The following is a 19,926-nucleotide window of genomic DNA, read 5'->3' as shown; positions in this document are numbered from 1 at the left end:
TAACTGTGGAATCTCATCTAGATCAAGTTGAATGGAGTTCATGGGACCGAGTTTGTAGATATTCAAGTGGGCTGATCCCGGATAAAATTTTATGGCCTAAATAAAAAAGGAGATGCACTGAATCTTTTGGAATATGCAGCTGTAAATTATAAGAATCGATAATTTCGTACTTCCAGTTATATAATAGGCAGTGATGCATCATATCTTGTAAGTCCTTACTGAGAAGTGCAAGGGTTACCGTAATTTCATTATTTTTTACTTCATGGGGTACAGGTTCCATTGGTGTTGAAATTTTTTGTATCCATTATCAAGCAATAGGCCAAAATACCAGTTGGTTTTATAATGTGGTATTTATTTTTTTTAGATACCACAAATATGATCATTTCATTAAACGGTGATACTTCTGGCATGCGCATTGTTATGATCAGTGCGGGTTTGTAAGGGAACCTTTTATATAACACCACATCACTTTTTTATAATTCATTTATATTCTAACCCCCATTTCGGGGGTTTTTGTTATTTGGACTATCCGGTCAACCCGAACCTGACAAGAGCCTCAATCTATATTTATATTACTGGTGAAACTGCAGGCAATAAATAGCCGAGGAGCTTATCCAGTATTCATTTCAAACCACTTCAAAGCCCATTCATTTTCCACCATACACTGTAATCTTAATTTCTTGATGTATGATAAGGGATTGGTAATTTGGTTTTTTATACTTTTGGAATCTGAAAAATAATTAATTTCGATAAACTTTTAAAACAATTCAATAATATGAAAAAACTTAGTGTAATTGCATTAGTAGGAGTAGGATTGCTGGCAGCATCATGTAATAAAGAAAAATCTGCAGATTCTGCAGCTACGGCTCAGGAGCAGACGGTAGCGGAAAGCAAAGGAGAAGTATTAGCTGTTGATACGGTAACTTCTGTTGTCAACTGGAAAGCTTTCCACAAAGGAGGAATGGCTCCACGTTGGGGAACTCTTACGGTAAAGTCCGGAGATATCAGTGTGGACGGTGGTCAGGTTTCCGCTGGAAACTTTGTGATCGATATGGGTTCTATCAAAGTAGATCCGGCTTCAGTAACTGAAAAAGATAAGAAACCGGCAGATCTTGAAACACACCTTAAAAGTGCCGATTTCTTTGATGCAGCGAAAAACCCTACCTCAGATTTCAAAATTACAAGTGTAACAGATTTAGCAGCAGCACCAGCAGAAGCTATTGCAGGCGCTAACAAAACAGTAAGCGGAAATCTTACATTATCAGGAAAAACAGTAAATGTTACTTTCCCTGCTAAAGTAGAGGTAGCTGAAAATTCAGCTTCTGTTCAGGCTAAATTTACAGTGAACAGAGCCGATTGGGGAATTAAATTCGGAACTTCCGAAGCAGATCCTGCAGAATGGATGATCAGCAAGGACATCGAAATTGCTCTTGATGTAAAAGCTAAAAAATAACTGTAACCGATACAGGATGTACAGGGGCCGCTTTTAAGTAAAGCGGCTTTTTTGTGGTATATTTTTAACTTTTTTTGGCATTCACTAACTGCCGGACGGCATTATTTTTTCTCTTAAGTTAACATAATACCTAAAATCATATATTATGTCAAAAAAGATTGCAATTCTGGCCACTCATGGCTTTGAGGAAAGTGAACTTCAGTCACCGAAAGAACATCTTGAACAGCAGGGCTGGACTACCCATATTATAAGCCCGGAACCGGGGGCCATTAAAGCGTGGGCAGAAAAGGATTGGGGAAAAGACTATCCTGTAGATAAAACCCTGGATGAGGCAGCTGCTTCGGATTATGATGCTTTGGTTCTTCCCGGTGGAGTAATCAATCCCGATCAGTTAAGAACCAATGATAAAGCTTTATCTTTCGTCAAAGATTTCTTTGTGCAAAGTAAGCCGGTGGCGGCCATCTGTCACGGACCACAGATCCTGATCAATGCTGAGGTGGTCAATGGTAGAAATATGACTTCTGTCAACTCGATTAGCAAAGATCTTATAAATGCCGGTGCCCATTGGGAAGATCAGGAAGTGATTGTTGATCAAGGGCTGGTGACAAGCAGAACCCCAAAAGATCTGCCTGCCTTCAATGCTAAAATGGTTGAGGAGATCAACGAAGGCAAGCATTAAAATACCACTGTGTAAAAATATGAAAGATTCGGAAGTAGAACACCGGATCTTTTTTTATGACAGTGTCGTTTCCATCATATCAGGGATAATATTTTATATTTGTGGCAAATTGAGACTGAAGATGATTTTTTTTCTGCTGATTATAAACCTGCTTACCTTTGGAATTTTTGGCTTGGATAAGTATAAGGCAAAGCGGCATCATCGGAGAATTCCGGAGCATGTCCTTTTAGGACTTTCACTGGCAGGAGGCTTTGCAGGCGCTGCCTGCAGCATGATCCTCTTCAACCATAAAGTTTCTAAAAAATCATTTCTTGTAAAATTTATCCTGGTGGTTTTGATTGATCTGGTTGTATTGTACAGGCTAATAAGGCATTGATTGACCTATTCTTCGAGATAAACCTGTACATTTTTAAAGAATTTCCTCTGATTATCATACAGATATCATTTTCCTTTGTTAGTGTTCCTGCGGAAATATCATTGATGGTGGAATGCTTATCAATAGTTGAATCTTTTTAAGATAAATAATCTTTTATAGATGTTTTTTTTGATATCTTTATTGTTGAAAACCAAAAGATTATGCTATGACGAAATTTAGGAAAATTTTCGAAAAGTGACATAAAAACAGTTCATGGAGGAACTGTAAAAGAAATGGTAAGATGCCAGGATCCGGACTCACGCTTTGTGAGATGGGATGGGGAACAGAAGTTTCCGGCAGTGCGTGAGTTTGCCATTGCATGTGGAGAACCACCTGTAACCGATTCATGTGAATTAATAGGTGTATATAAATGACCTTAAACGATACTTTTTGAGCAGTATTTTTTATCAGTCTGTAAATAAGTATTTTAAACATAATATTAAATATTTATATAACAAAACTATTTTTCATTTAAAATCACTATTTTTGCACCCGTAAAAATCTTTTATGCAAAACATTAGAAATATTGCGATTATCGCACACGTTGACCACGGGAAGACGACTTTGGTTGACAAAATCATTCACGCTACCAATATTTTCAGAGAAAATCAGGAGAGTGGAGAGTTAATTATGGATAACAACGATCTTGAAAGAGAAAGGGGGATTACCATCTTATCCAAGAATATTTCTGTTACTTATAAAGACACAAAAATTAACGTAATTGATACTCCTGGTCACGCGGATTTCGGTGGAGAAGTAGAGAGAGTATTAAAAATGGCTGATGGAGTTATTTTGTTGGTGGATGCGTTCGAAGGACCGATGCCGCAAACGAGATTCGTGCTTCAGAAAGCTTTGGAGTTGGGATTAAGACCATTGGTGGTGATCAATAAAGTAGACAAACCAAACTGTCGTCCTGACGAAGTTCACGATAAAGTATTTGATTTGTTCTTCAACCTTGATGCTACAGAAGAGCAGCTGGATTTCCCTACATTCTACGGATCTTCAAAACAAGGTTGGTTCAACACTTCATTAGAACAGACGGAAGATATATTACCATTATTGGATGGTATCCTGCAATACGTTCCGGAACCAAAAGTAACGGAAGGAAGCCTTCAGATGCAGATTACTTCTTTGGATTTCTCTTCTTTCTTAGGAAGAATTGCAATCGGGAAAGTAACTAGAGGAGAGATTAAAGAATCCCAGTGGATCGGTCTTGCTCAGGCAGATGGTAAAATTGTAAAAGGAAAAGTAAAGGAGCTTTATGTTTTCGAAGGATTAGGAAAGAAAAAAGTAACTGAAGTACAGGCAGGAGATATCTGTGCTGTAGTAGGTTTTGACGCTTTCCAGATCGGTGATTCATTCGTAGATCTTGAAAATCCTGAACCATTGGAAAGAACGGCTATTGATGAGCCTACACTGAACATGACGTTCTCTATCAACAACTCACCTTTCTTTGGTAAAGACGGTAAATATGTTACCTCTAATCACCTGAAAGAAAGATTAACAAAAGAACTTGAGAAAAACCTTGCATTAAGAGTTCAGCAAACTGATGATGCCAACACATTCCTTGTTTTTGGTAGAGGTATCCTTCACCTTTCCGTTTTGATCGAAACCATGAGAAGAGAAGGATATGAAATGACCATCGGTCAGCCGCAGGTTATCTTCAGAGAAATTGATGGGGAAAGATGCGAGCCTTATGAATCTTTGGTTGTAGATGTTCCTGAAGAATTTGCTTCAAGAGTAATCGATTTGGCAACACAGAGAAAAGGTGACCTTCACATTATGGAAACCAAAGGTGAAATGCAGCATATGGAATTCGAAATTCCTTCAAGAGGTTTAATCGGATTGCGTTCTCAGATGTTAACGGCTACTGCAGGGGAAGCTATTATGGCACACCGTTTCACAGAATATAAGCCTTACAAAGGAGCTATTCCTGGAAGAAACAATGGGGTACTGATCAGCAAGACGACAGGTCCGGCTACAGAATATTCTATTGCAAAACTACAGGATAGAGGGAAGTTCTTTGTGGATCCGGGTGAGGAAATCTACACAGGGATGATTATCGGTGAGCAGAATAAGCCTGGAGATCTTGTGGTAAATATTGTAGAAGCAAAACAGCTGAACAACATGAGAGCTTCCGGAAAAGATAAAGATACCGGTGTTGCTCCGAAAATCTTATTCTCACTGGAAGAATGTATGGAATACATCCAGGGTGACGAAGCCATTGAGGTTACTCCGAACTTTATCAGAATGAGAAAGAAAATCCTTTCTGAAGAAGAAAGAAAAAGATTGGAAAGATCAGCGAAAGCTTAATACAATTCTTATCTATAAAATCAAAGCCTCGATTTTTCGGGGCTTTTTTTCTGTGATAACCTATTAAATGATTATTTTGGCATAATAATCTCTAAGAAATAAAAAAATAAACGTAAAGTAGTTTTGAAACTATGAGAATGAAGAAATTAAAGCTAATTGTTTTATCAGGTGTTTTAGCATCATACAGCATTTCATGTTCAGTTCAGAACAATGTTGTAACAACTCCTCCCTCCAAAAATACCACTCAACCTAAAAACAATACCACACCCCCTAAACCCATAACTACAATTCCCGCTTCTGCAGACGACACTTTCAGAACCACACTTCCGGAAATAAAACGTGAATTTCGCGGTGCATGGATCGCAAGCGTTGCCAACATCAACTGGCCATCAAGAAATGACCTGACCGTAGATCAGCAAAAAGCTGAGGCCATCAGCATGCTGGATATGCTGAAAGATAACAATTTCAACGCGGCAATTTTTCAGATCAGACCCTCTGCAGATGCATTGTATACAAGTAATATAGAACCCTGGTCATACTTTCTTACAGGATCCACCGGAACAGCGCCATATCCGAATTATGATCCGCTTCAGTTTTGGATAGAAGAAGCTCATAAAAGAGGGCTGGAGCTGCATGTATGGCTCAACCCTTACCGTGCCCACCATACCAATGGAGGTACAGTAAATAATCTGTCAATGGCCAGCAAGCTTTCCGATATTGTCGTGAGACTGAAGAACGGAATGTATTGGTTTGACCCTGCCAATCCAAAGACTCAGGGGCATGTGTCGAATGTGGTAAAAGATATTGTAAAAAGATATGATATAGATGCCGTTCATTTTGACGATTATTTCTATCCGTATGCAACCTATAACAGGGGAGCTGACTTCCCGGATCATGCAAGCTGGAATGCTTATGTGAGCAGCGGAGGTACCCTGTCAAGGGCAGACTGGAGGAGAGATAACGTGAACAAATTCGTTGAGCGTATCTACAAAGAAATACATGCAGAAAAAAATAATGTGAGATTCGGGATCAGCCCGTTTGGGATCTGGAAACCGGGATATCCGGCAGGAATTGTTGGTTCTTCACAGTATGATGAGCTCTATGCAGATGCCAAACTGTGGTTAAACAGGGGCTGGGTAGATTATTTCTCACCCCAGCTGTATTGGCCGATAGATTCCAAAGGACAGGGATTTGAATCCCTTCTCAGCTGGTGGCAGGGTGAAAATACCATGAACCGCCATCTTTGGCCGGGATTGAATACCGTTGAAATCAAAGTGTCAGACCGCCCTTCGGAAATTAAAAATCAGATTGAAATCTCAAGACGTATTCTGAAAAATGATGCCGGGGAAATTCACTGGAGTATTGCAGGTCTTACAAAAAACCCGAATATGCTGCCGGCTCTTAAAAACGGGCCTTACACTGAAAAGGCACTGGTACCGAAGTCTCCCTGGATAAAAACCGTTCCACTCCAGACTCCGACGCTTTTCATTGCAGACAGCGGGAGCTCTGTACAGGCTAGCTGGAGTACAAAAAAGATCGGTGATGTGTTTCAGTGGGTGCTTTTTACCCAGTACAACGGAGTATGGCAGACCGAGATTCTAACATTGGATACCCTTTCAAAAGATATTCCTAAGTTTAAAGACGGAAAAAAATTAAACGGAGTTGCAATCAAAGCAATTGACAGATTAGGAAATGAAAGCGATTATATGGCGAAGAAAATAAAATAGTCTTCTGAAAAAATGTAGCAGGTTCTGTTACCAACAATATGACTCCCGGTCCTGCAGGACCGGGTTTTATTTTAGAATAGCTATAAATTAAGAGTTTAAACTCTTGTTTTTCAGTTGAATAAAAAGCGGGAATAAAAGATTATGGTTGCATGATACATGGTAGCGGAATCATTTTTGCATGATTAGATCCATAATCACCAAAATGTAACATTATGAATACTAACAGACTTTCCGCAAACATGGAAAAAGCACTTAGTGATCAGATGAATAAAGAAATTCATGCATCACACGTTTTTTTATCTTATGGAATATGGGCAGATGACAAAGGCTACCAGGGGATTGCCAATTTCCTGTACAGACATGCCCAGGAAGAAAGAAACCATTCACTCAAATTCATGGAATATGTTCTAAACAGAGGCGGAAAACCAAAAGTAGATGCAATACCGGCGCCACCGGCAGATCCTGAAAATCTTACAGCCTGTTTTGACGGCGTTTTTAAACATGAAGTAGACAATACAACAGCTATTTACAGAATTGTGGACCTGTCCATGGAAGAGAAAGATTGGGCAACATGGAACTTTATGCAGTGGTTTGTGCAGGAGCAGATTGAAGAGGAGACCCTTGCTCAGAATTTGATCGACAAGTTGAAAATTGCAGGCGGAGACAGAGCGACAGATGAGTCTTTATTTACGCTGGACAAAACCCTGCAGGAAGCCCCTAATGATGTTCCGCTGGCTCAGGAGGCTACCGGAAACAATCCATAAACACAAAACTCGAAATAAAATTATTTGAAAATCTGCCAGACTTCTGGTAGATTTTTTTATTATGAAACTCCCTTAAAATTCACTATCTTTGCACGCTGAAAGTTCAACAGCGCAGATAAAAAGCACATGCAGCTTTATTCCTCACGCATTGAACCTCAAACCTAAACCTTAAACTTTGAATTTTACAATATGAAATGTGGAATCGTAGGCCTGCCGAATGTAGGTAAATCAACTCTTTTTAACTGTCTGAGCAACGCAAAAGCTCAGTCGGCAAACTATCCTTTCTGTACTATTGAACCTAACCTTGGGACGGTATCAGTACCGGATCAGAGATTGTTTGAACTGGAAAAAATCGTAAAACCAGAAAGAGTTTTACCGGCTGTTGTAGAGATTGTTGATATTGCAGGTCTTGTAAAAGGAGCCAGCAAAGGAGAAGGATTGGGGAACCAGTTCCTGGCGAATATCAGAGAGTGTGAAGCAATCATCCACGTTTTAAGATGCTTCGATAATGGTAATATTGTTCACGTTGAAGGTTCTGTAGACCCTTTGAGAGATAAGGAAATTATTGATATTGAGTTGCAGCTGAAAGACCTTGAAACGGTAGGAAAAGCAGTTGAAAAGGCTAAAAAATTCATCAAATCCGGGAAAAAGGAAGATATTCTTACATATGAAACGCTTCAGAATCTTCAGAAATTCCTTGAAGATGGAAAGAATGCCAGAGAATTTGCGACTGATGATTTCACACAGTCAATAATAGGAGAAGTTCAGCTGTTAACGAATAAGCCGGTGCTTTACGTTTGTAATGTAGATGAAAATTCTATCAAAAACGGAAACGACTGGATTGCTAAGATCGAGGAGATGGCTAAAAATGAAGGAGCTGAAGTTGTAGTATTAGCAGCCCAGATAGAAGCTGATATCAACGAGCTAGAAACCTTTGAGGAAAGAGAAATTTTCCTTGATGAGCTAGGTCTTACTGAGCCGGGAGTAAACCGTCTGATCAGAAAAGCCTATGACCTTCTGAAACTTCAGACCTATTTCACAGCAGGAGTAAAAGAAGTGAGAGCCTGGACAATCGGGCAGGGATGGACAGCGCCTCAGGCAGCTGGAGTGATCCACACAGACTTCGAAAAAGGTTTTATCCGTGCAGAAGTGATCAAGTACAATGATTACATCCATTACGGTTCTGAAGTAAAGATCAAAGAAGCCGGAAAGCTTTCTGTGGAAGGTAAAGAATATATCGTTCAGGATGGAGACATCATGCACTTCAGATTCAACGTATAAAAGAAATATTAAAGTTAGTTTATAAAAAAGCGCTTCCATGAATGTGGGGGCGTTTTTTGCATTCATATACTCAACTTTTAGGATGAAAATTGTCACAGCCGGTATGATAGGCCTCAACGATATAATTTAATTTTCGAGAATAAGAGCAAACAAACTTACTTGGCTGGAATGACAGACTTAACAAACAGAAGCATTTCCAGAATCCAGAGAAATGATCAGGATCCGGATGTCTTTTATATCTATGCTTCTGACCGCAGCTCCACCTCTGATGATACTGTGGAATATGTAAAAGGAAAATGGATCCTGGAGAGGGTAGGACAAACTGTTGTTTAGCCATAAAAAAATCGCTTTCCAGCCGGAAAGCGATTTCATACTTATTGATGATGCTGACGGATCTTTTGTTTAGATCCGGGATCATTATCATTTTTATAGTTCTTAAATTTCAATACCCGGCTGGCATTGCGGTTCTGCACAGGCAAACGAAATTCTTTTGCAGGTCAGGTCAGCGAGTAAGCACATTTCTTTTCCTCCCGTAATGACCCTTAATTGTTTTTTATTCAGTTTTTTTCCGTTGTTTAGATTGTGATTTTTCATAATATTGATGATTTATAAGTTATTTTTATTGAGCTCACTGTCGAATTAAGGCAAGTGAGGTTCCGGGACAAATCTGCATTGGCGTTCAGCACAGATGGTGCCTGTTATTCTGCATCGGCCGGTTGTCAGGTCAACACAGCTGATCAATCCGCCTGTGATGGTCTTTAATTCCTTTTTGTTTAATTTTTTTCCTTTATGGAAGGGTTGGTTTTTCATGGGGTTCGTTTTTAATGGGTTAGAATTATTCTTACTCTATAGGTTGTGGTCTGCACTCCTTTTGTGCACATGCCATCGAAATAATCGTACATCCATACGGGTCTGAGGATGGTTCGCAGGGCAGCACAGGACATAATACCGGCTGTATACAGTTGAGCAATCCTCCTTTAATGGTTTTCAATTCTTTTTTGTTGAGCTTTTTTCCTGTGTTTAGATGAGTGTTTTTCATAGGGTTGGTTTTAGAATGATTATGGTGTTTACTCAATAGGTGTTTCATGCGGTCTGCATATTTTCTGTGCACACCCTACCGAAATTTTAGTACAGTTCCGTGGGTCATCCGGTGGGTAAGTCTCACAAGGCCAGTCCGGGCATAAGGTAGGCTGCATACAGTCGAGCATACCGCCGGTAATAGATTTTAGCTCTTTTTTGTTGAGCTTTTTCCCTTTGTTTACGTGTTGATTTTTCATACTAATATTGGATTTAGTTAAGGTCTACAGATCTTTTGGCCACAATGTGGAGAAATCAGGGTGCATCCGTTGGCGTCTGCAGTTGATTCGCAGGGTGGACATGGAACAAGCATCATACAGTTCAGTAATCCTCCGGAGATGGATTTTAGCTGATGCTTAGTCAGTTTTTTAGCTTCGTGTAAATTCTGCTTTTTCATAGTTTTTCTTTTAGTGGAATGGACTTAAAAAATCATTAGGGTCTGCATATTTTCTGTCCGCAACGTGGATGTATCATGGTGCATCCATTGGCATCTGCATGAGATTCACAAGATCCCGGATAAGGTTGGCAGGGTTCCGGCTGCATGCAATCATACATTCCTCCGGTAATTGTTTTCAATTCTTTTTTATTGAGTTTTTTGCCGATGTTTGAAATTTGGTTTTTCATTGACTTGATTTTTAATGGGTTAGTTTTAACGAATGTAAGAAAAATAATTAAGTGTATGTCACTTTGCTTAGAAAAAAATAAATCATTCTATGAAAAATAATGATTATTACTCTATAAGGAAGACGACATCCTGAACCATAGAAAAAATCAGGAAATCTGACGCGAAGTTGGTCATCTATTCAGGATCGTATAATATTCTGTAAGTTTGTATATTTGAATTTTACAAATCATCTGCCATGGAAAAAATCGTACATACCTCATTGGAAGATTTTTACAGAGAGATGGCTGCCAAACTGGGGAAAGATTTGGAGAGCATTTTTCCAAAAGGTCTTCACAAGGACATTGGCCATTTTAATGTTTTCGATATTGCCCAGACCATTGAAAAAGTAAAAATTACTGCCGAAATGCCTTATAACAGGCGGAAATATTATAAAATCAGTTTCATCAGGGGAAAGAATAAGGCTGAATATGCCGATAAAGTCATTGCCATACAAAAGAATGCTTTGCTCTTTGCGACACCGAAGGTTCCTTATCACTGGATTCCTGAAGATGCTCATCAATCCGGGAGTTTCTGTGTATTTACAGAAGACTTCTTCGTCAGAGACAGATGGTATAACAGTCTGGAGGACCTGCCGATTTTTCAGCCGGGAGCAGTGCCCATATTTGAAATTGATGATGAATCGGCAGCAGAAATTGAACTCCTTTTCGCAAAAATTAAAAAAGAAATTGATTCTGATTATCTCTTTAAATATGACCTGATCAGAAATTATGTTCTGGAGCTGATCCATTACGGACAGAAGCTGCAGCCCGCAGCAAAGATATCAGCATCCAATGATGCCTCCGTACGGGTCGTTTCCCTATTCATTGAATTGCTGGAAAGGCAGTTTCCCATCGAATCCCGGGAGCAGAGACTGCAGCTGCGAACCGCGAAAGAGTATGCAGACCGGCTGGCGGTACACGTCAATTATCTGAATAAAAGAATAAAAGAAGGAACCGGAAAAACGACCACGGAATTCATCGGCGACCGTATTATTCAGGAAGCGAAGATCCTTTTAAAACAGACTCAATGGAATGTTTCCGAAATTTCCTATACTCTGGGGTTTGAAGAGATAGCGCATTTTTCAAACTTTTTCAAAAGAAAAACCTCACTTACTCCTTTGGAATTCCGGTCTTGATTTGAATTTTGCAAATTTCAGATTGATTCTGGCAAACCATTCACCGTGAAAATGCCTCAACTTTGTATCATCAAAAACAATCAAAATAAAAACAATGAGTACAAGAACAAATATTGCACTGGTGACCGGAGGAAGCCGTGGCCTGGGGAAAAATTCCGCGCTTAAAATTGCTCAGCGCGGGCTTGATGTGATTATTACCTACAGAAGCAATCAGGAAGAGGCTGATGCCGTCGTTGCCGAAATTAAATCGATGGGCAGAAATGCCGTTGCTTTTCAGCTGGATACCAAGGATCGCAAAAGCTTTAATGCATTTGTAAAACAGGTAACCGGATATTTGCAGGAAAGTACAGGAAACCCTGTTATAGATTATCTGGTCAATAATGCCGGAACCGCTCTATATTCACCAATTACCGAAGTTACCGAAGAGCAGATGGATGATATGGTAGACATCCACTTCAAAGGTGTGTTTTTCCTGACACAGAAAATGTTACCCTTTATCAATAATGGCGGTGGGATCATTAATGTATCTTCAGGACTGGCTAGATTTGCTACCCCCGGGTCTTCCGTATATGGATCTGTAAAAGCAGGTGTGGAAATGCTTACCAGATATATGGCTAAAGAACTGGGCCCGAGAAAGATTAAAGCTAATGTAGTGGCTCCGGGAGCCATTGAAACCGACTTTGGAGGCGGAAGGGTAAGGGATAATGAAGAGATTAACGCTGTCGTTGCAGGAGCTACAGCTTTGGGAAGAGTAGGGCTGCCTGATGATATCGGTGGGGTAGTGGCATTCCTGTGTACGGAAGATGCACGGTGGATCAACGGACAGCGAATTGAGGTCTCAGGTGGGATGTTTTTATAAAATATCTGGATCTTTAAGAGGCTGGTTTAAAAGAAAATTCTTACCCTTGCTCCTCTCTAAGAAATAATCACCACAAAAAAGAACCAACCGTCTGGCTGGTTCTTTTTTGTGACCATTTATAAATGTCCTCCTTCCACAGGATCTATAGCCTCTATCGGCACCGGAAGCTGGCATTTTTCTTCTTGACAGCCTGGGCCAATATACTTACAGTACCCTGTAGAAGTGGTACATCTTACGGTACCAAGACCGCCATTGACAGTTTTTAGTTCTTTCTTACTGAGTTTCTTTCCTTTTGATAAAATTCTGGTATTCATGGTTTGTTGTATTGGTTTTGTTTTCAATTGAATATCTTTTCGATGAGGGTCTGACTGGTTTCGCAATAAGAACCACCCGGATTTGGAGTGGTTCTTGTTTTTTAGATGCCGGAATCAGATGAATGGCTCCATCGGCACGAGCGGTCTGCATCTTATTTCAGCACACGAATAGCTGATTTCAGAACATGTACGGTTGGGCAGAAGACATTTCAAAAGGCCTCCTGTAATGATTCGTAATTCTTTCTTGTTTAATTTTTTGCCGCTGTTTAAATGTTGCATTTTCATGGTTTTGTTTTTATGGTTAAAAATATTAATTGCAGTTGAGCAATACATCGGATTGCTACGGTAGAATAACCGGTGGAATCTTACACTCAGGTTCGCCACAGAATTTACCGAAATAAGCGCAGTCTGTAGTCCCTGGAGGAATACATATTCTGAGGCCTCCTTTGATCATGTTCAATTCCTTTTTGTTTAATTTTTTTCCTTTCTGTGTAATTTGATTTTTCATGGTTTTGTTATTTTTTAAGTCATTGGTAATGACGAATATACTAAAAAAATAATAAATCACGTGGCAAAGAAAAAATAAGTAATGATAAGAAATAGTGATCAAAAAAAATAAGAGCTTCTTTCTTTGCATGGTAACAAACGAAATCTTTTGCTGGAAGAAAATACAAAGACCACCGGGTTGGGTGGTCTTTGTATTAATGATACCTGATGATCTGTAATGGATGAGAAACGGATGGATTAGATTTTTGAAAGATATTCAATCGCTTTTTCCAGAGTTTCTTCCTTTTTGGCAAAACACAGCCTGATGACATGCTCATTCACCTTGTTTTTATAAAATGATGAAAACGGTACAGTAGCGACCTTATGATTAATGGTCAGCTCTTTCGCAAAATCAAAATCATTTTTATCCGAAATCTTGTCATATTTCACGGCCTGGAAATAGGTTCCTTCACAATCCAGCAATTCAAAAGAGGTCCCTGAAAGTCCTTTTCTAAGGAAATCTCTTTTCGCCTGAAAGAATTCATTGAGATGGATATAATGCTCATCATTTTTCATATACTTTGCCAAAGCCATCTGGATGGGAGTATTGACGCAGAAAACATTGAACTGGTGTACCTTTCTGAACTCCTCCGTTAAATTTTTTGGGGCGGCACAATACCCGACTTTCCAGCCTGTAACATGAAAAAGCTTTCCAAAAGAAGCTACCAGAAGGCTTCTTTCTTTAAGTTCAGGGTAATGGCAGACGCTTAAATGCTGCTTTCCGTCAAAAACAATATTTTCATATACTTCATCACTTAAAATAAGAATTGACGTTCCCTCTATCAAACGGATCAGCTCCTGTATATCTCTTTCCTTAAGAATCTTTCCCGAAGGATTATTCGGATTATTCAGAATGATCATTTTTGTTTTGCTGCTGACCAGGCTACGTACTGCAGTCCAGTCGATATCAAAGTCGGGAGCTTTCATTTCAAAACGCTTGATAATCCCTCCGAAAAGTTCAACGGTAGGTTCATAACAGTCATATGCCGGTTCAAAAATGATTACTTCATCATCTTTTTTTACAAAAGCGGCAATCGCTGTAAATATAGCCTGGGTTCCCCCTGCAGTCACTGTGATCTCAGAGTCGGGATGATAAACTGCCTGATGGCTGTTTTCAATTTTACGGGCAATTTCCTCTTTTAATCCGATGACGCCTCCTAGGGGCGCATACTGATTGAATCCTTCTTTAATAAAATGATCCACATTGCTTAACAGTTCCGGATCCGGCATGAAATCCGGAAATCCCTGTGACAGGTTGATGGCTTCATTTTCATTGGCCAGCTGAGTCATTTGGCTGAAAATAGTGGTTCCTACATTAGAAAGTTTAGACAAAGGAAGTTGTATCATAAAAAGCAGTTTTGTTGACCGAATTTAATGAAATTTTAAAGATACCGGGAATTTAAAATGAAAATTATGTCCGGTTACAAATTTCATAGAACGAAAATGTGCTTTATCCTGAAAACCTGGTAACACATGGACGGATTGAAAGGCAGTACATTCCTGGAGGTAGTGTGATTTTGGTTATTCTGAGTTGATTATGGGCATAGCCCACTCTTCACATACAATGAAAACATCCTGTGTCTTTTACGATGATTTTCATGAAAATGACCCTGATCCGGATCCTTTTGTAATTAATAAAAAATGTTAATAAAAATGATTTTTAAAATTCGGATAATTTTATACAATTTCGTACTTTTGTATGTTTGCTGAAATCATATATGTCACAAGAAATAAATCCAACCTACTCCGAAGATAATATCAGAACCCTCGATTGGCAGGAACATATCCGTCTGCGTCCCGGCATGTACATCGGGAAGCTCGGTGACGGTTCTTCCGCTGATGACGGTATTTATATCCTGCTAAAAGAAATTCTTGATAACTCTATCGATGAGTTCAGAATGAAAGCAGGGAAAAGAATTGAAATAAAGCTGGATGACGGCAAAGTTACAATCCGTGATTTTGGACGTGGAATTCCGCTTGGAAAAGTAGTGGATGCCGTTTCCAAAATGAATACTGGTGGAAAGTACGACAGTAAGGCGTTCAAAAAATCCGTCGGGTTGAACGGGGTGGGTACCAAAGCAGTTAATGCGCTTGCAGAATATTTCAGGGTACGCTCTTTCCGTGACGGAAAAATGAAAGTAGCGGAATTCTCCAGGGGTATGATCACAGAAAATTTTGATGAAAAAGAAACTTCGGACAGAAACGGTACCGAAATTTCCTTCATTCCGGACGGAGATATATTCCTGCATTTTAAGTACAGAAAAGAGTATATCGAAAGAATGCTCCGCAACTATGCATACCTGAATCCGGGGTTAAAAATCCTTTTCAACGGCGAAACCTATTTTTCTGAGAATGGTCTTAAGGATTTGCTGGAAGAAGAACTGGAAAGTGATACCCTTTATCCGATCGTCCACCTGAAGGATGAGGATATTGAGGTGGCCATTACCCATTCTGATAAATCGCAGACAGAAACGTATTTCTCATTCGTCAACGGACAGAATACAACTCAGGGAGGAACCCATCTCAATGCGTTCCGCGAAGCCTATGTAAAAACTATCCGTGAATTTTTTAACAAAAGCTTTGATGCTTCCGACATCAGGAAATCAATTATTGCCGCCATCTCCATCAATGTAGAGGAACCGGTTTTCGAATCGCAGACCAAAACAAAGCTGGGATCCAACGATATGGGACCTAACGGACCTACGGTAAGAACTTTTATCATTGATTTTCTTAAAAGCAAGCTGGATAATTTCCTTCACAAGAACCCGGAAATTGCAGAAGCAATTCAACGAAAGATACTGATCTCCGAAAGAGAAAGAAAAGAACTCTCCGGAATCCAGAAACTGGCCAGGGAAAGAGCCAAAAAAGTTTCTCTTCACAATAAGAAACTTCGTGACTGCAGACAGCATTACAATGATCAGAAGGCAGAAAGAAAAGGAGATACCCAGATTTTTATCACCGAGGGAGACTCGGCATCAGGATCTATCACCAAGTCCAGGGATGTGGAAACTCAGGCAGTATTTTCCCTGAAAGGTAAACCTCTGAATTGCTACGGGCTTACCAAAAAGGTGGTTTACGAAAACGAAGAGTTCAATCTTTTGCAGGCTGCTTTGAATATTGAAGAAAGCCTTGAGGATCTGCGATACAACCAGGTGATTATCGCTACCGATGCCGATGTGGATGGGATGCACATCCGTCTGCTTATGATTACATTCTTCCTGCAGTTCTTCCCGGACCTTATAAAGAACGGACACTTGTACATTCTTCAGACCCCTTTATTCAGGGTAAGAAACAAGAAAGAAACAAGATACTGCTATTCCGAAGTGGAGAGGATAAAAGCCTTGAACGAGCTCGGGAAAAACCCTGAAATTACACGATTCAAGGGATTGGGTGAGATTTCACCGGATGAATTTAAACATTTTATAGGCAAAGATATCCGTTTGGAGCCGGTAGTGGTAGGGAAGGATCAGACCATAGAACAGCTTCTGGAGTTTTATATGGGAAAAAATACTCCTGACAGACAGGTCTTTATTCTTGAAAACCTGGTCGTGGAAGATCCCGATATTGATAAAAAAGAAATTCTGGATGAAGTAGAGAGCTAAAAATAGTGAAAACTAAATGAGACTAAGTAACCGTAATAAAGCTTCCGTTTATAATTTTATAAACACTCTTCTCCTGATGATGGTCGTGCTCGGCATCGTCGCGTACCTGGTTAATAAATACAGATTCAACGCAATAGAACATGGCGGTTCCTTACTGATTATGGTTCCTGTTCTGATGCTTATTACCTTTCATCTTGCGGGAAGACAGATTTTTGAATACGATAGTGACGGAGAAGCACTGAATTTTAAAAACAGAAATATCATTCCTTTTTTAGATAAAGCTCTGCACGATGAGTTTCCGAAATACAAACTGATAAAATATGACATCGTACGTATTCTCTTTATCAAAAGGCTATATGTTACCGTGTCCAGCAAGAACAGCGGTTCTACCATACTGAAATATGAAATTTCTTATCTCACCAGAAAAGAAGTAAACGATTTAAAACTCTCTCTGAATAAAGTAGTGAAAGCTAATAAAGAGAAAAAAGATAAAAAAACAGATGACGACAGACGAATATTCGCATGAGGGTGAAAGCTTAAAGAAGGTTTCCGGTCTTTATAAAGACTGGTTTCTGGATTATGCTTCCTATGTAATTTTGGATAGGGCAATTCCTTCGGTGTATGATGGGCTGAAGCCGGTACAGCGGAGAATTATGCACTCTATGCGGGAACTGGAGGACGGCCGTTACAATAAAGTGGCCAATATCGTGGGAAATACCATGAAATATCACCCGCACGGGGATGCATCTATTACCGATGCTATGGTGCAGATCGGGCAGAAAGAGCTGCTGATAGACACCCAGGGAAACTGGGGGAATATCTATACAGGAGATTCTGCAGCGGCTGCAAGGTATATAGAAGCAAGGTTGACTCCTTTCGCCCTGGAAGTAGTCTTTAACCCTAAGACTACCGAGTGGTCAAAATCCTATGACGGAAGAAATAACGAGCCGATTGATTTACCGGTAAAGTTTCCGCTGCTCCTTGCGCAGGGCGTGGAAGGAATCGGGGTAGGCCTTTCTACAAAGATACTGCCGCATAACTTCAATGAGCTTATCAATGCTTCTGTAGCCTATCTAAAAGGAAAGAAATTTGAGCTGTATCCGGATTTTCTGACCGCAGGATATCTGGATGTTTCCGAATATAATGACGGCCACAGAGGGGGGAAAGTACGTGCAAGGGCTAAAATTACCCAAACCGATAAACATACCCTGGTGATTTCTGAACTTCCCTATTCAAAGACAACCAGTGACCTTATCGACTCTATTTTAAAAGCAAATGAGAGAGGGAAAATCAAGATCAAAAAGATTGAGGACAATACATCGGACAAAGTAGAAATCCTGATCCATATTCATAATGACGTTTCTCCGGATAAAACGATTGATGCATTGTATGCGTTTACGGATTGCCAGGTTACCATCTCACCGAATGCCTGTGTAATTGTAGGAGATAAGCCGATGTTTATGAATGTTTCCCAGATCCTGAAGATGAACACGGATCATACGGTTTCATTGCTGAAAAAAGAACTGGAAATTGAGCTTCATGAACTTCAGGAAAGCTGGCATTTCTCATCCCTGGAAAGAATTTTCATCGAAAACAGAATTTACCATGATATTGAAGAGGTAAAAACCTGGGAAGACGTGCTGAAAACGATCGATGCTGGATTGAAACCTCACACCAAACATCTTTTGAGAGCCGTAACAGAAGAGGATATTCTAAAACTGACCGAGATCAGAATCAAGAGGATCTCAAGGTTCGATTTAGATAAATTTAAAGAAAATATTGCAGCCCTTGAAGGTAAAATAGAGCAGGTAAAACATCACCTTGCCAACCTGATTGCCTATGCAATTGATTATTATCTCAACATCCAGAAAAAATACGGAAAAGACAGACAGCGAAAAACCGAGCTTAGAATTTTTGATACTATTGACGCAACAAAAGTAGCGGTAGCCAATGAGAAGTTCTATGCCAATTTTGAAGAAGGCTTTATCGGGACTTCACTGAAGAAAGATCAATACCTCTTCGACTGTTCTGATATTGATGACATCATCACATTCCGGAAGGATGGAAGTATGAAAGTGGTAAAAGTAGAGGCAAAAACATTTATCGGGAAGGATATACTCCATGTAGCCATATGGAAGAAGAATGATAAGAGAACCGTCTACAATATGATCTACCGGGAGGGTAGAGAAGGCCCTTATTATATGAAAAGATTCTCTGTGACCGGAGTAACCAGGAATACAGATTATCCGCTGGCTTCAGATAAAAAAGGCTCAGAAACTCTTTACTTTTCAGCAAACCCTAATGGTGAAGCGGAAACCGTAACAGTACTTTTAAAGCCTAATCCCAGAATAAGAAAGAACAAAATGGAGATCAGCTTTTCTGATCTTGCCATCAAAGGAAGAGACTCCAAAGGAAATCTGGTCACGAAATATTCCGTGAAAAAAGTCGATTTGAAGGAAGAAGGGGTTTCTACGCTGGCTCCGAGAAAGATCTGGTTTGATGATACGGTACGCAGACTGAATGCAGATGCCAGAGGTACGCTGCTGGGAAGCTTTAAGGGAGATGATAAGATCCTGACAATTAATACCAATGGAGAAGTAAAACTGGTATCTTTTGACCTGGGGAACCGTTTTGATGACGAATATCTGGTCCTTGAAAAATGGAAACCTGCACAGCCGGTTACCTGCATCTATTATGACGGAGAAAAAGACATCTACTTTATCAAAAGGTTCTTACTGGAAAATACGGTCAATGTACAGACCTTTATGCCTTCTGAACATCCAAAGTCATTTATAGAAAATGTAATTGTCGCCAATGACGTAACGGCAGAAATTATTTTTGCAAAAGACAAAGGCAAGGAACGTGATCCCGAAACCATAAATATCGATGAATTTATCGCTGTAAAGGGGATAAAGGCTATTGGAAACCAGTTTACAAAGTTCAAGGTTAAAGCAATTAATATTACCATTCCTGAGCCAGTAGAAGAAGAACCTGAAGTGTATGAAGACCCGGAACCTACTGCCGGTGATACAGATGAAGACGGGGGGATTATCGGAGACCTGTTTCAGGGTGACGGAAGTAACGAAACCGAATAAGA

General features: G+C 39.8%; 22 protein-coding genes. 13 read left to right on the top strand and 9 right to left on the bottom strand.

Going from position 1 to position 19,926, the window contains the following annotated elements:
• The first annotated feature begins 775 nt into the window (after positions 1–775).
• From DRF67_RS01150 to DRF67_RS21410, 8 genes are all read left to right on the top strand, one after another.
• On the top strand, positions 776–1,453 hold the full coding sequence (locus tag DRF67_RS01150; RefSeq protein WP_115925998.1) for a YceI family protein: 678 nt from the start codon (positions 776–778) through the stop codon (positions 1,451–1,453).
• Between the two features lie 145 nt (positions 1,454–1,598).
• On the top strand, positions 1,599–2,132 hold the full coding sequence (locus DRF67_RS01145; RefSeq protein ID WP_115925997.1) for a type 1 glutamine amidotransferase domain-containing protein: 534 nt from the start codon (positions 1,599–1,601) through the stop codon (positions 2,130–2,132).
• Between the two features lie 19 nt (positions 2,133–2,151).
• Positions 2,152–2,508, top strand: coding sequence for a DUF1294 domain-containing protein (locus DRF67_RS01140; RefSeq protein WP_228435702.1), 357 nt, complete (start codon positions 2,152–2,154; stop codon positions 2,506–2,508).
• A gap of 546 nt (positions 2,509–3,054) precedes the next feature.
• The gene (gene typA / locus DRF67_RS01130; protein WP_115925994.1) at positions 3,055–4,860 is read left to right on the top strand and encodes a translational GTPase TypA; all 1,806 of its coding nucleotides are present in this window, start codon (positions 3,055–3,057) and stop codon (positions 4,858–4,860) included.
• 131 nt (positions 4,861–4,991) lie between these two features.
• Positions 4,992–6,587 carry a glycoside hydrolase family 10 protein gene (locus DRF67_RS01125; RefSeq protein WP_115925993.1) on the top strand — a complete coding sequence of 532 codons (1,596 nt, stop codon included), beginning with the start codon at positions 4,992–4,994 and terminating at the stop codon, positions 6,585–6,587.
• Positions 6,588–6,799: 212 nt separating this feature from the next.
• Positions 6,800–7,351, top strand: a complete 552-nt coding sequence (locus DRF67_RS01120) for a ferritin (RefSeq protein ID WP_115925992.1) — start codon at positions 6,800–6,802, stop codon at positions 7,349–7,351.
• Positions 7,352–7,540: 189 nt separating this feature from the next.
• On the top strand, positions 7,541–8,632 hold the full coding sequence (ychF, locus tag DRF67_RS01115; RefSeq protein WP_115925991.1) for a redox-regulated ATPase YchF: 1,092 nt from the start codon (positions 7,541–7,543) through the stop codon (positions 8,630–8,632).
• A gap of 168 nt (positions 8,633–8,800) precedes the next feature.
• A complete protein-coding gene (locus DRF67_RS21410) occupies positions 8,801–8,965 on the top strand; it encodes a hypothetical protein (RefSeq protein ID WP_165851716.1) in 165 nt (54 codons plus the stop codon).
• 102 nt (positions 8,966–9,067) lie between these two features.
• Here the strand turns inward: DRF67_RS21410 and DRF67_RS21405 are convergent, their stop codons facing one another.
• The 6 genes from DRF67_RS21405 to DRF67_RS01095 are packed head-to-tail and all read right to left on the bottom strand — an operon-like array spanning position 9,068 to position 10,333.
• Positions 9,068–9,226 carry a hypothetical protein gene (locus tag DRF67_RS21405; RefSeq protein WP_165851715.1) on the bottom strand — a complete coding sequence of 53 codons (159 nt, stop codon included), beginning with the start codon at positions 9,224–9,226 and terminating at the stop codon, positions 9,068–9,070.
• Between the two features lie 45 nt (positions 9,227–9,271).
• The gene (locus DRF67_RS01110) at positions 9,272–9,442 is read right to left on the bottom strand and encodes a bacteriocin (RefSeq protein ID WP_115925990.1); all 171 of its coding nucleotides are present in this window, start codon (positions 9,440–9,442) and stop codon (positions 9,272–9,274) included.
• Between the two features lie 31 nt (positions 9,443–9,473).
• Positions 9,474–9,671, bottom strand: coding sequence for a bacteriocin (locus DRF67_RS01105; protein ID WP_115926284.1), 198 nt, complete (start codon positions 9,669–9,671; stop codon positions 9,474–9,476).
• Between the two features lie 28 nt (positions 9,672–9,699).
• The gene (locus tag DRF67_RS01100; protein ID WP_115925989.1) at positions 9,700–9,909 is read right to left on the bottom strand and encodes a bacteriocin; all 210 of its coding nucleotides are present in this window, start codon (positions 9,907–9,909) and stop codon (positions 9,700–9,702) included.
• A 17-nt stretch (positions 9,910–9,926) separates the two neighbouring features.
• Positions 9,927–10,106: a bacteriocin gene (locus DRF67_RS21340; RefSeq protein ID WP_123912690.1), complete on the bottom strand. Its 180-nt coding sequence runs from the start codon at positions 10,104–10,106 to the stop codon at positions 9,927–9,929.
• Positions 10,107–10,141: 35 nt separating this feature from the next.
• Positions 10,142–10,333 (bottom strand): bacteriocin, encoded by a 192-nt coding sequence (locus tag DRF67_RS01095; RefSeq protein ID WP_115925988.1) that lies wholly within the window; start codon positions 10,331–10,333, stop codon positions 10,142–10,144.
• Positions 10,334–10,569: 236 nt separating this feature from the next.
• Here DRF67_RS01095 and DRF67_RS01090 point away from each other — a divergent pair, with 236 nt between their 5' ends.
• Complete coding sequence (locus DRF67_RS01090; RefSeq protein ID WP_115925987.1) at positions 10,570–11,508, top strand: helix-turn-helix domain-containing protein; 939 nt, start codon at positions 10,570–10,572, stop codon at positions 11,506–11,508.
• A gap of 94 nt (positions 11,509–11,602) precedes the next feature.
• Positions 11,603–12,367: an SDR family NAD(P)-dependent oxidoreductase gene (locus tag DRF67_RS01085; RefSeq protein WP_115925986.1), complete on the top strand. Its 765-nt coding sequence runs from the start codon at positions 11,603–11,605 to the stop codon at positions 12,365–12,367.
• Between the two features lie 116 nt (positions 12,368–12,483).
• Here DRF67_RS01085 and DRF67_RS01080 read toward each other — a convergent pair whose 3' ends face one another.
• The 3 genes from DRF67_RS01080 to DRF67_RS01070 all read right to left on the bottom strand — a co-directional run bounded on the left by DRF67_RS01080 (position 12,484) and on the right by DRF67_RS01070 (position 14,574).
• Positions 12,484–12,681 (bottom strand): bacteriocin, encoded by a 198-nt coding sequence (locus tag DRF67_RS01080; RefSeq protein ID WP_115925985.1) that lies wholly within the window; start codon positions 12,679–12,681, stop codon positions 12,484–12,486.
• Positions 12,682–13,021: 340 nt separating this feature from the next.
• Positions 13,022–13,189: a hypothetical protein gene (locus DRF67_RS21400; RefSeq protein WP_165851714.1), complete on the bottom strand. Its 168-nt coding sequence runs from the start codon at positions 13,187–13,189 to the stop codon at positions 13,022–13,024.
• Positions 13,190–13,425: 236 nt separating this feature from the next.
• Positions 13,426–14,574, bottom strand: a complete 1,149-nt coding sequence (locus DRF67_RS01070; RefSeq protein ID WP_115925983.1) for a methionine aminotransferase — start codon at positions 14,572–14,574, stop codon at positions 13,426–13,428.
• A gap of 371 nt (positions 14,575–14,945) precedes the next feature.
• On the opposite strand from DRF67_RS01070, the gene DRF67_RS01065 reads away from it, so the two are divergent.
• The 3 genes from DRF67_RS01065 to DRF67_RS01055 are packed head-to-tail and all read left to right on the top strand — an operon-like array spanning position 14,946 to position 19,924.
• Positions 14,946–16,829, top strand: a complete 1,884-nt coding sequence (locus tag DRF67_RS01065; protein ID WP_115925982.1) for a DNA topoisomerase IV subunit B — start codon at positions 14,946–14,948, stop codon at positions 16,827–16,829.
• A 16-nt stretch (positions 16,830–16,845) separates the two neighbouring features.
• Positions 16,846–17,355: a hypothetical protein gene (locus DRF67_RS01060; protein WP_165851713.1), complete on the top strand. Its 510-nt coding sequence runs from the start codon at positions 16,846–16,848 to the stop codon at positions 17,353–17,355.
• Entirely contained in the window at positions 17,330–19,924 is a 2,595-nt protein-coding gene (locus DRF67_RS01055) for a DNA gyrase/topoisomerase IV subunit A (RefSeq protein ID WP_115925980.1), read from the top strand. The genes DRF67_RS01060 and DRF67_RS01055 overlap by 26 nt, the downstream gene beginning before the upstream one ends.
• The last annotated feature ends 2 nt before the right edge of the window (positions 19,925–19,926 follow it).

The sequence above is a fragment of the Chryseobacterium pennipullorum genome, assembly GCF_003384725.1.
Taxonomy (GTDB): Bacteria; Bacteroidota; Bacteroidia; order Flavobacteriales; family Weeksellaceae; genus Chryseobacterium; species Chryseobacterium pennipullorum.
This window is presented reverse-complemented; position numbering and strand designations above follow the sequence as displayed.

Bases quoted from the DNA above. Each gene is read 5' to 3' on its own strand.
- DRF67_RS01150 (WP_115925998.1), top strand. From the start codon at position 776: ATGAAAAAACTTAGTGTAATTGCATTAGTAGGAGTAGGATTGCTGGCA.
- DRF67_RS01145 (WP_115925997.1), top strand. From the start codon at position 1,599: ATGTCAAAAAAGATTGCAATTCTGGCCACTCATGGCTTTGAGGAAAGT.
- DRF67_RS01140 (WP_228435702.1), top strand. From the start codon at position 2,152: ATGAAAGATTCGGAAGTAGAACACCGGATCTTTTTTTATGACAGTGTC.
- typA (WP_115925994.1), top strand. From the start codon at position 3,055: ATGCAAAACATTAGAAATATTGCGATTATCGCACACGTTGACCACGGG.
- DRF67_RS01125 (WP_115925993.1), top strand. From the start codon at position 4,992: ATGAGAATGAAGAAATTAAAGCTAATTGTTTTATCAGGTGTTTTAGCA.
- DRF67_RS01120 (WP_115925992.1), top strand. From the start codon at position 6,800: ATGAATACTAACAGACTTTCCGCAAACATGGAAAAAGCACTTAGTGAT.
- ychF (WP_115925991.1), top strand. From the start codon at position 7,541: ATGAAATGTGGAATCGTAGGCCTGCCGAATGTAGGTAAATCAACTCTT.
- DRF67_RS21410 (WP_165851716.1), top strand. From the start codon at position 8,801: ATGACAGACTTAACAAACAGAAGCATTTCCAGAATCCAGAGAAATGAT.
- DRF67_RS21405 (WP_165851715.1), bottom strand. From the start codon at position 9,226: ATGAAAAATCACAATCTAAACAACGGAAAAAAACTGAATAAAAAACAA.
- DRF67_RS01110 (WP_115925990.1), bottom strand. From the start codon at position 9,442: ATGAAAAACCAACCCTTCCATAAAGGAAAAAAATTAAACAAAAAGGAA.
- DRF67_RS01105 (WP_115926284.1), bottom strand. From the start codon at position 9,671: ATGAAAAACACTCATCTAAACACAGGAAAAAAGCTCAACAAAAAAGAA.
- DRF67_RS01100 (WP_115925989.1), bottom strand. From the start codon at position 9,909: ATGAAAAATCAACACGTAAACAAAGGGAAAAAGCTCAACAAAAAAGAG.
- DRF67_RS21340 (WP_123912690.1), bottom strand. From the start codon at position 10,106: ATGAAAAAGCAGAATTTACACGAAGCTAAAAAACTGACTAAGCATCAG.
- DRF67_RS01095 (WP_115925988.1), bottom strand. From the start codon at position 10,333: ATGAAAAACCAAATTTCAAACATCGGCAAAAAACTCAATAAAAAAGAA.
- DRF67_RS01090 (WP_115925987.1), top strand. From the start codon at position 10,570: ATGGAAAAAATCGTACATACCTCATTGGAAGATTTTTACAGAGAGATG.
- DRF67_RS01085 (WP_115925986.1), top strand. From the start codon at position 11,603: ATGAGTACAAGAACAAATATTGCACTGGTGACCGGAGGAAGCCGTGGC.
- DRF67_RS01080 (WP_115925985.1), bottom strand. From the start codon at position 12,681: ATGAATACCAGAATTTTATCAAAAGGAAAGAAACTCAGTAAGAAAGAA.
- DRF67_RS21400 (WP_165851714.1), bottom strand. From the start codon at position 13,189: ATGAAAAATCAAATTACACAGAAAGGAAAAAAATTAAACAAAAAGGAA.
- DRF67_RS01070 (WP_115925983.1), bottom strand. From the start codon at position 14,574: ATGATACAACTTCCTTTGTCTAAACTTTCTAATGTAGGAACCACTATT.
- DRF67_RS01065 (WP_115925982.1), top strand. From the start codon at position 14,946: ATGTCACAAGAAATAAATCCAACCTACTCCGAAGATAATATCAGAACC.
- DRF67_RS01060 (WP_165851713.1), top strand. From the start codon at position 16,846: ATGAGACTAAGTAACCGTAATAAAGCTTCCGTTTATAATTTTATAAAC.
- DRF67_RS01055 (WP_115925980.1), top strand. From the start codon at position 17,330: ATGACGACAGACGAATATTCGCATGAGGGTGAAAGCTTAAAGAAGGTT.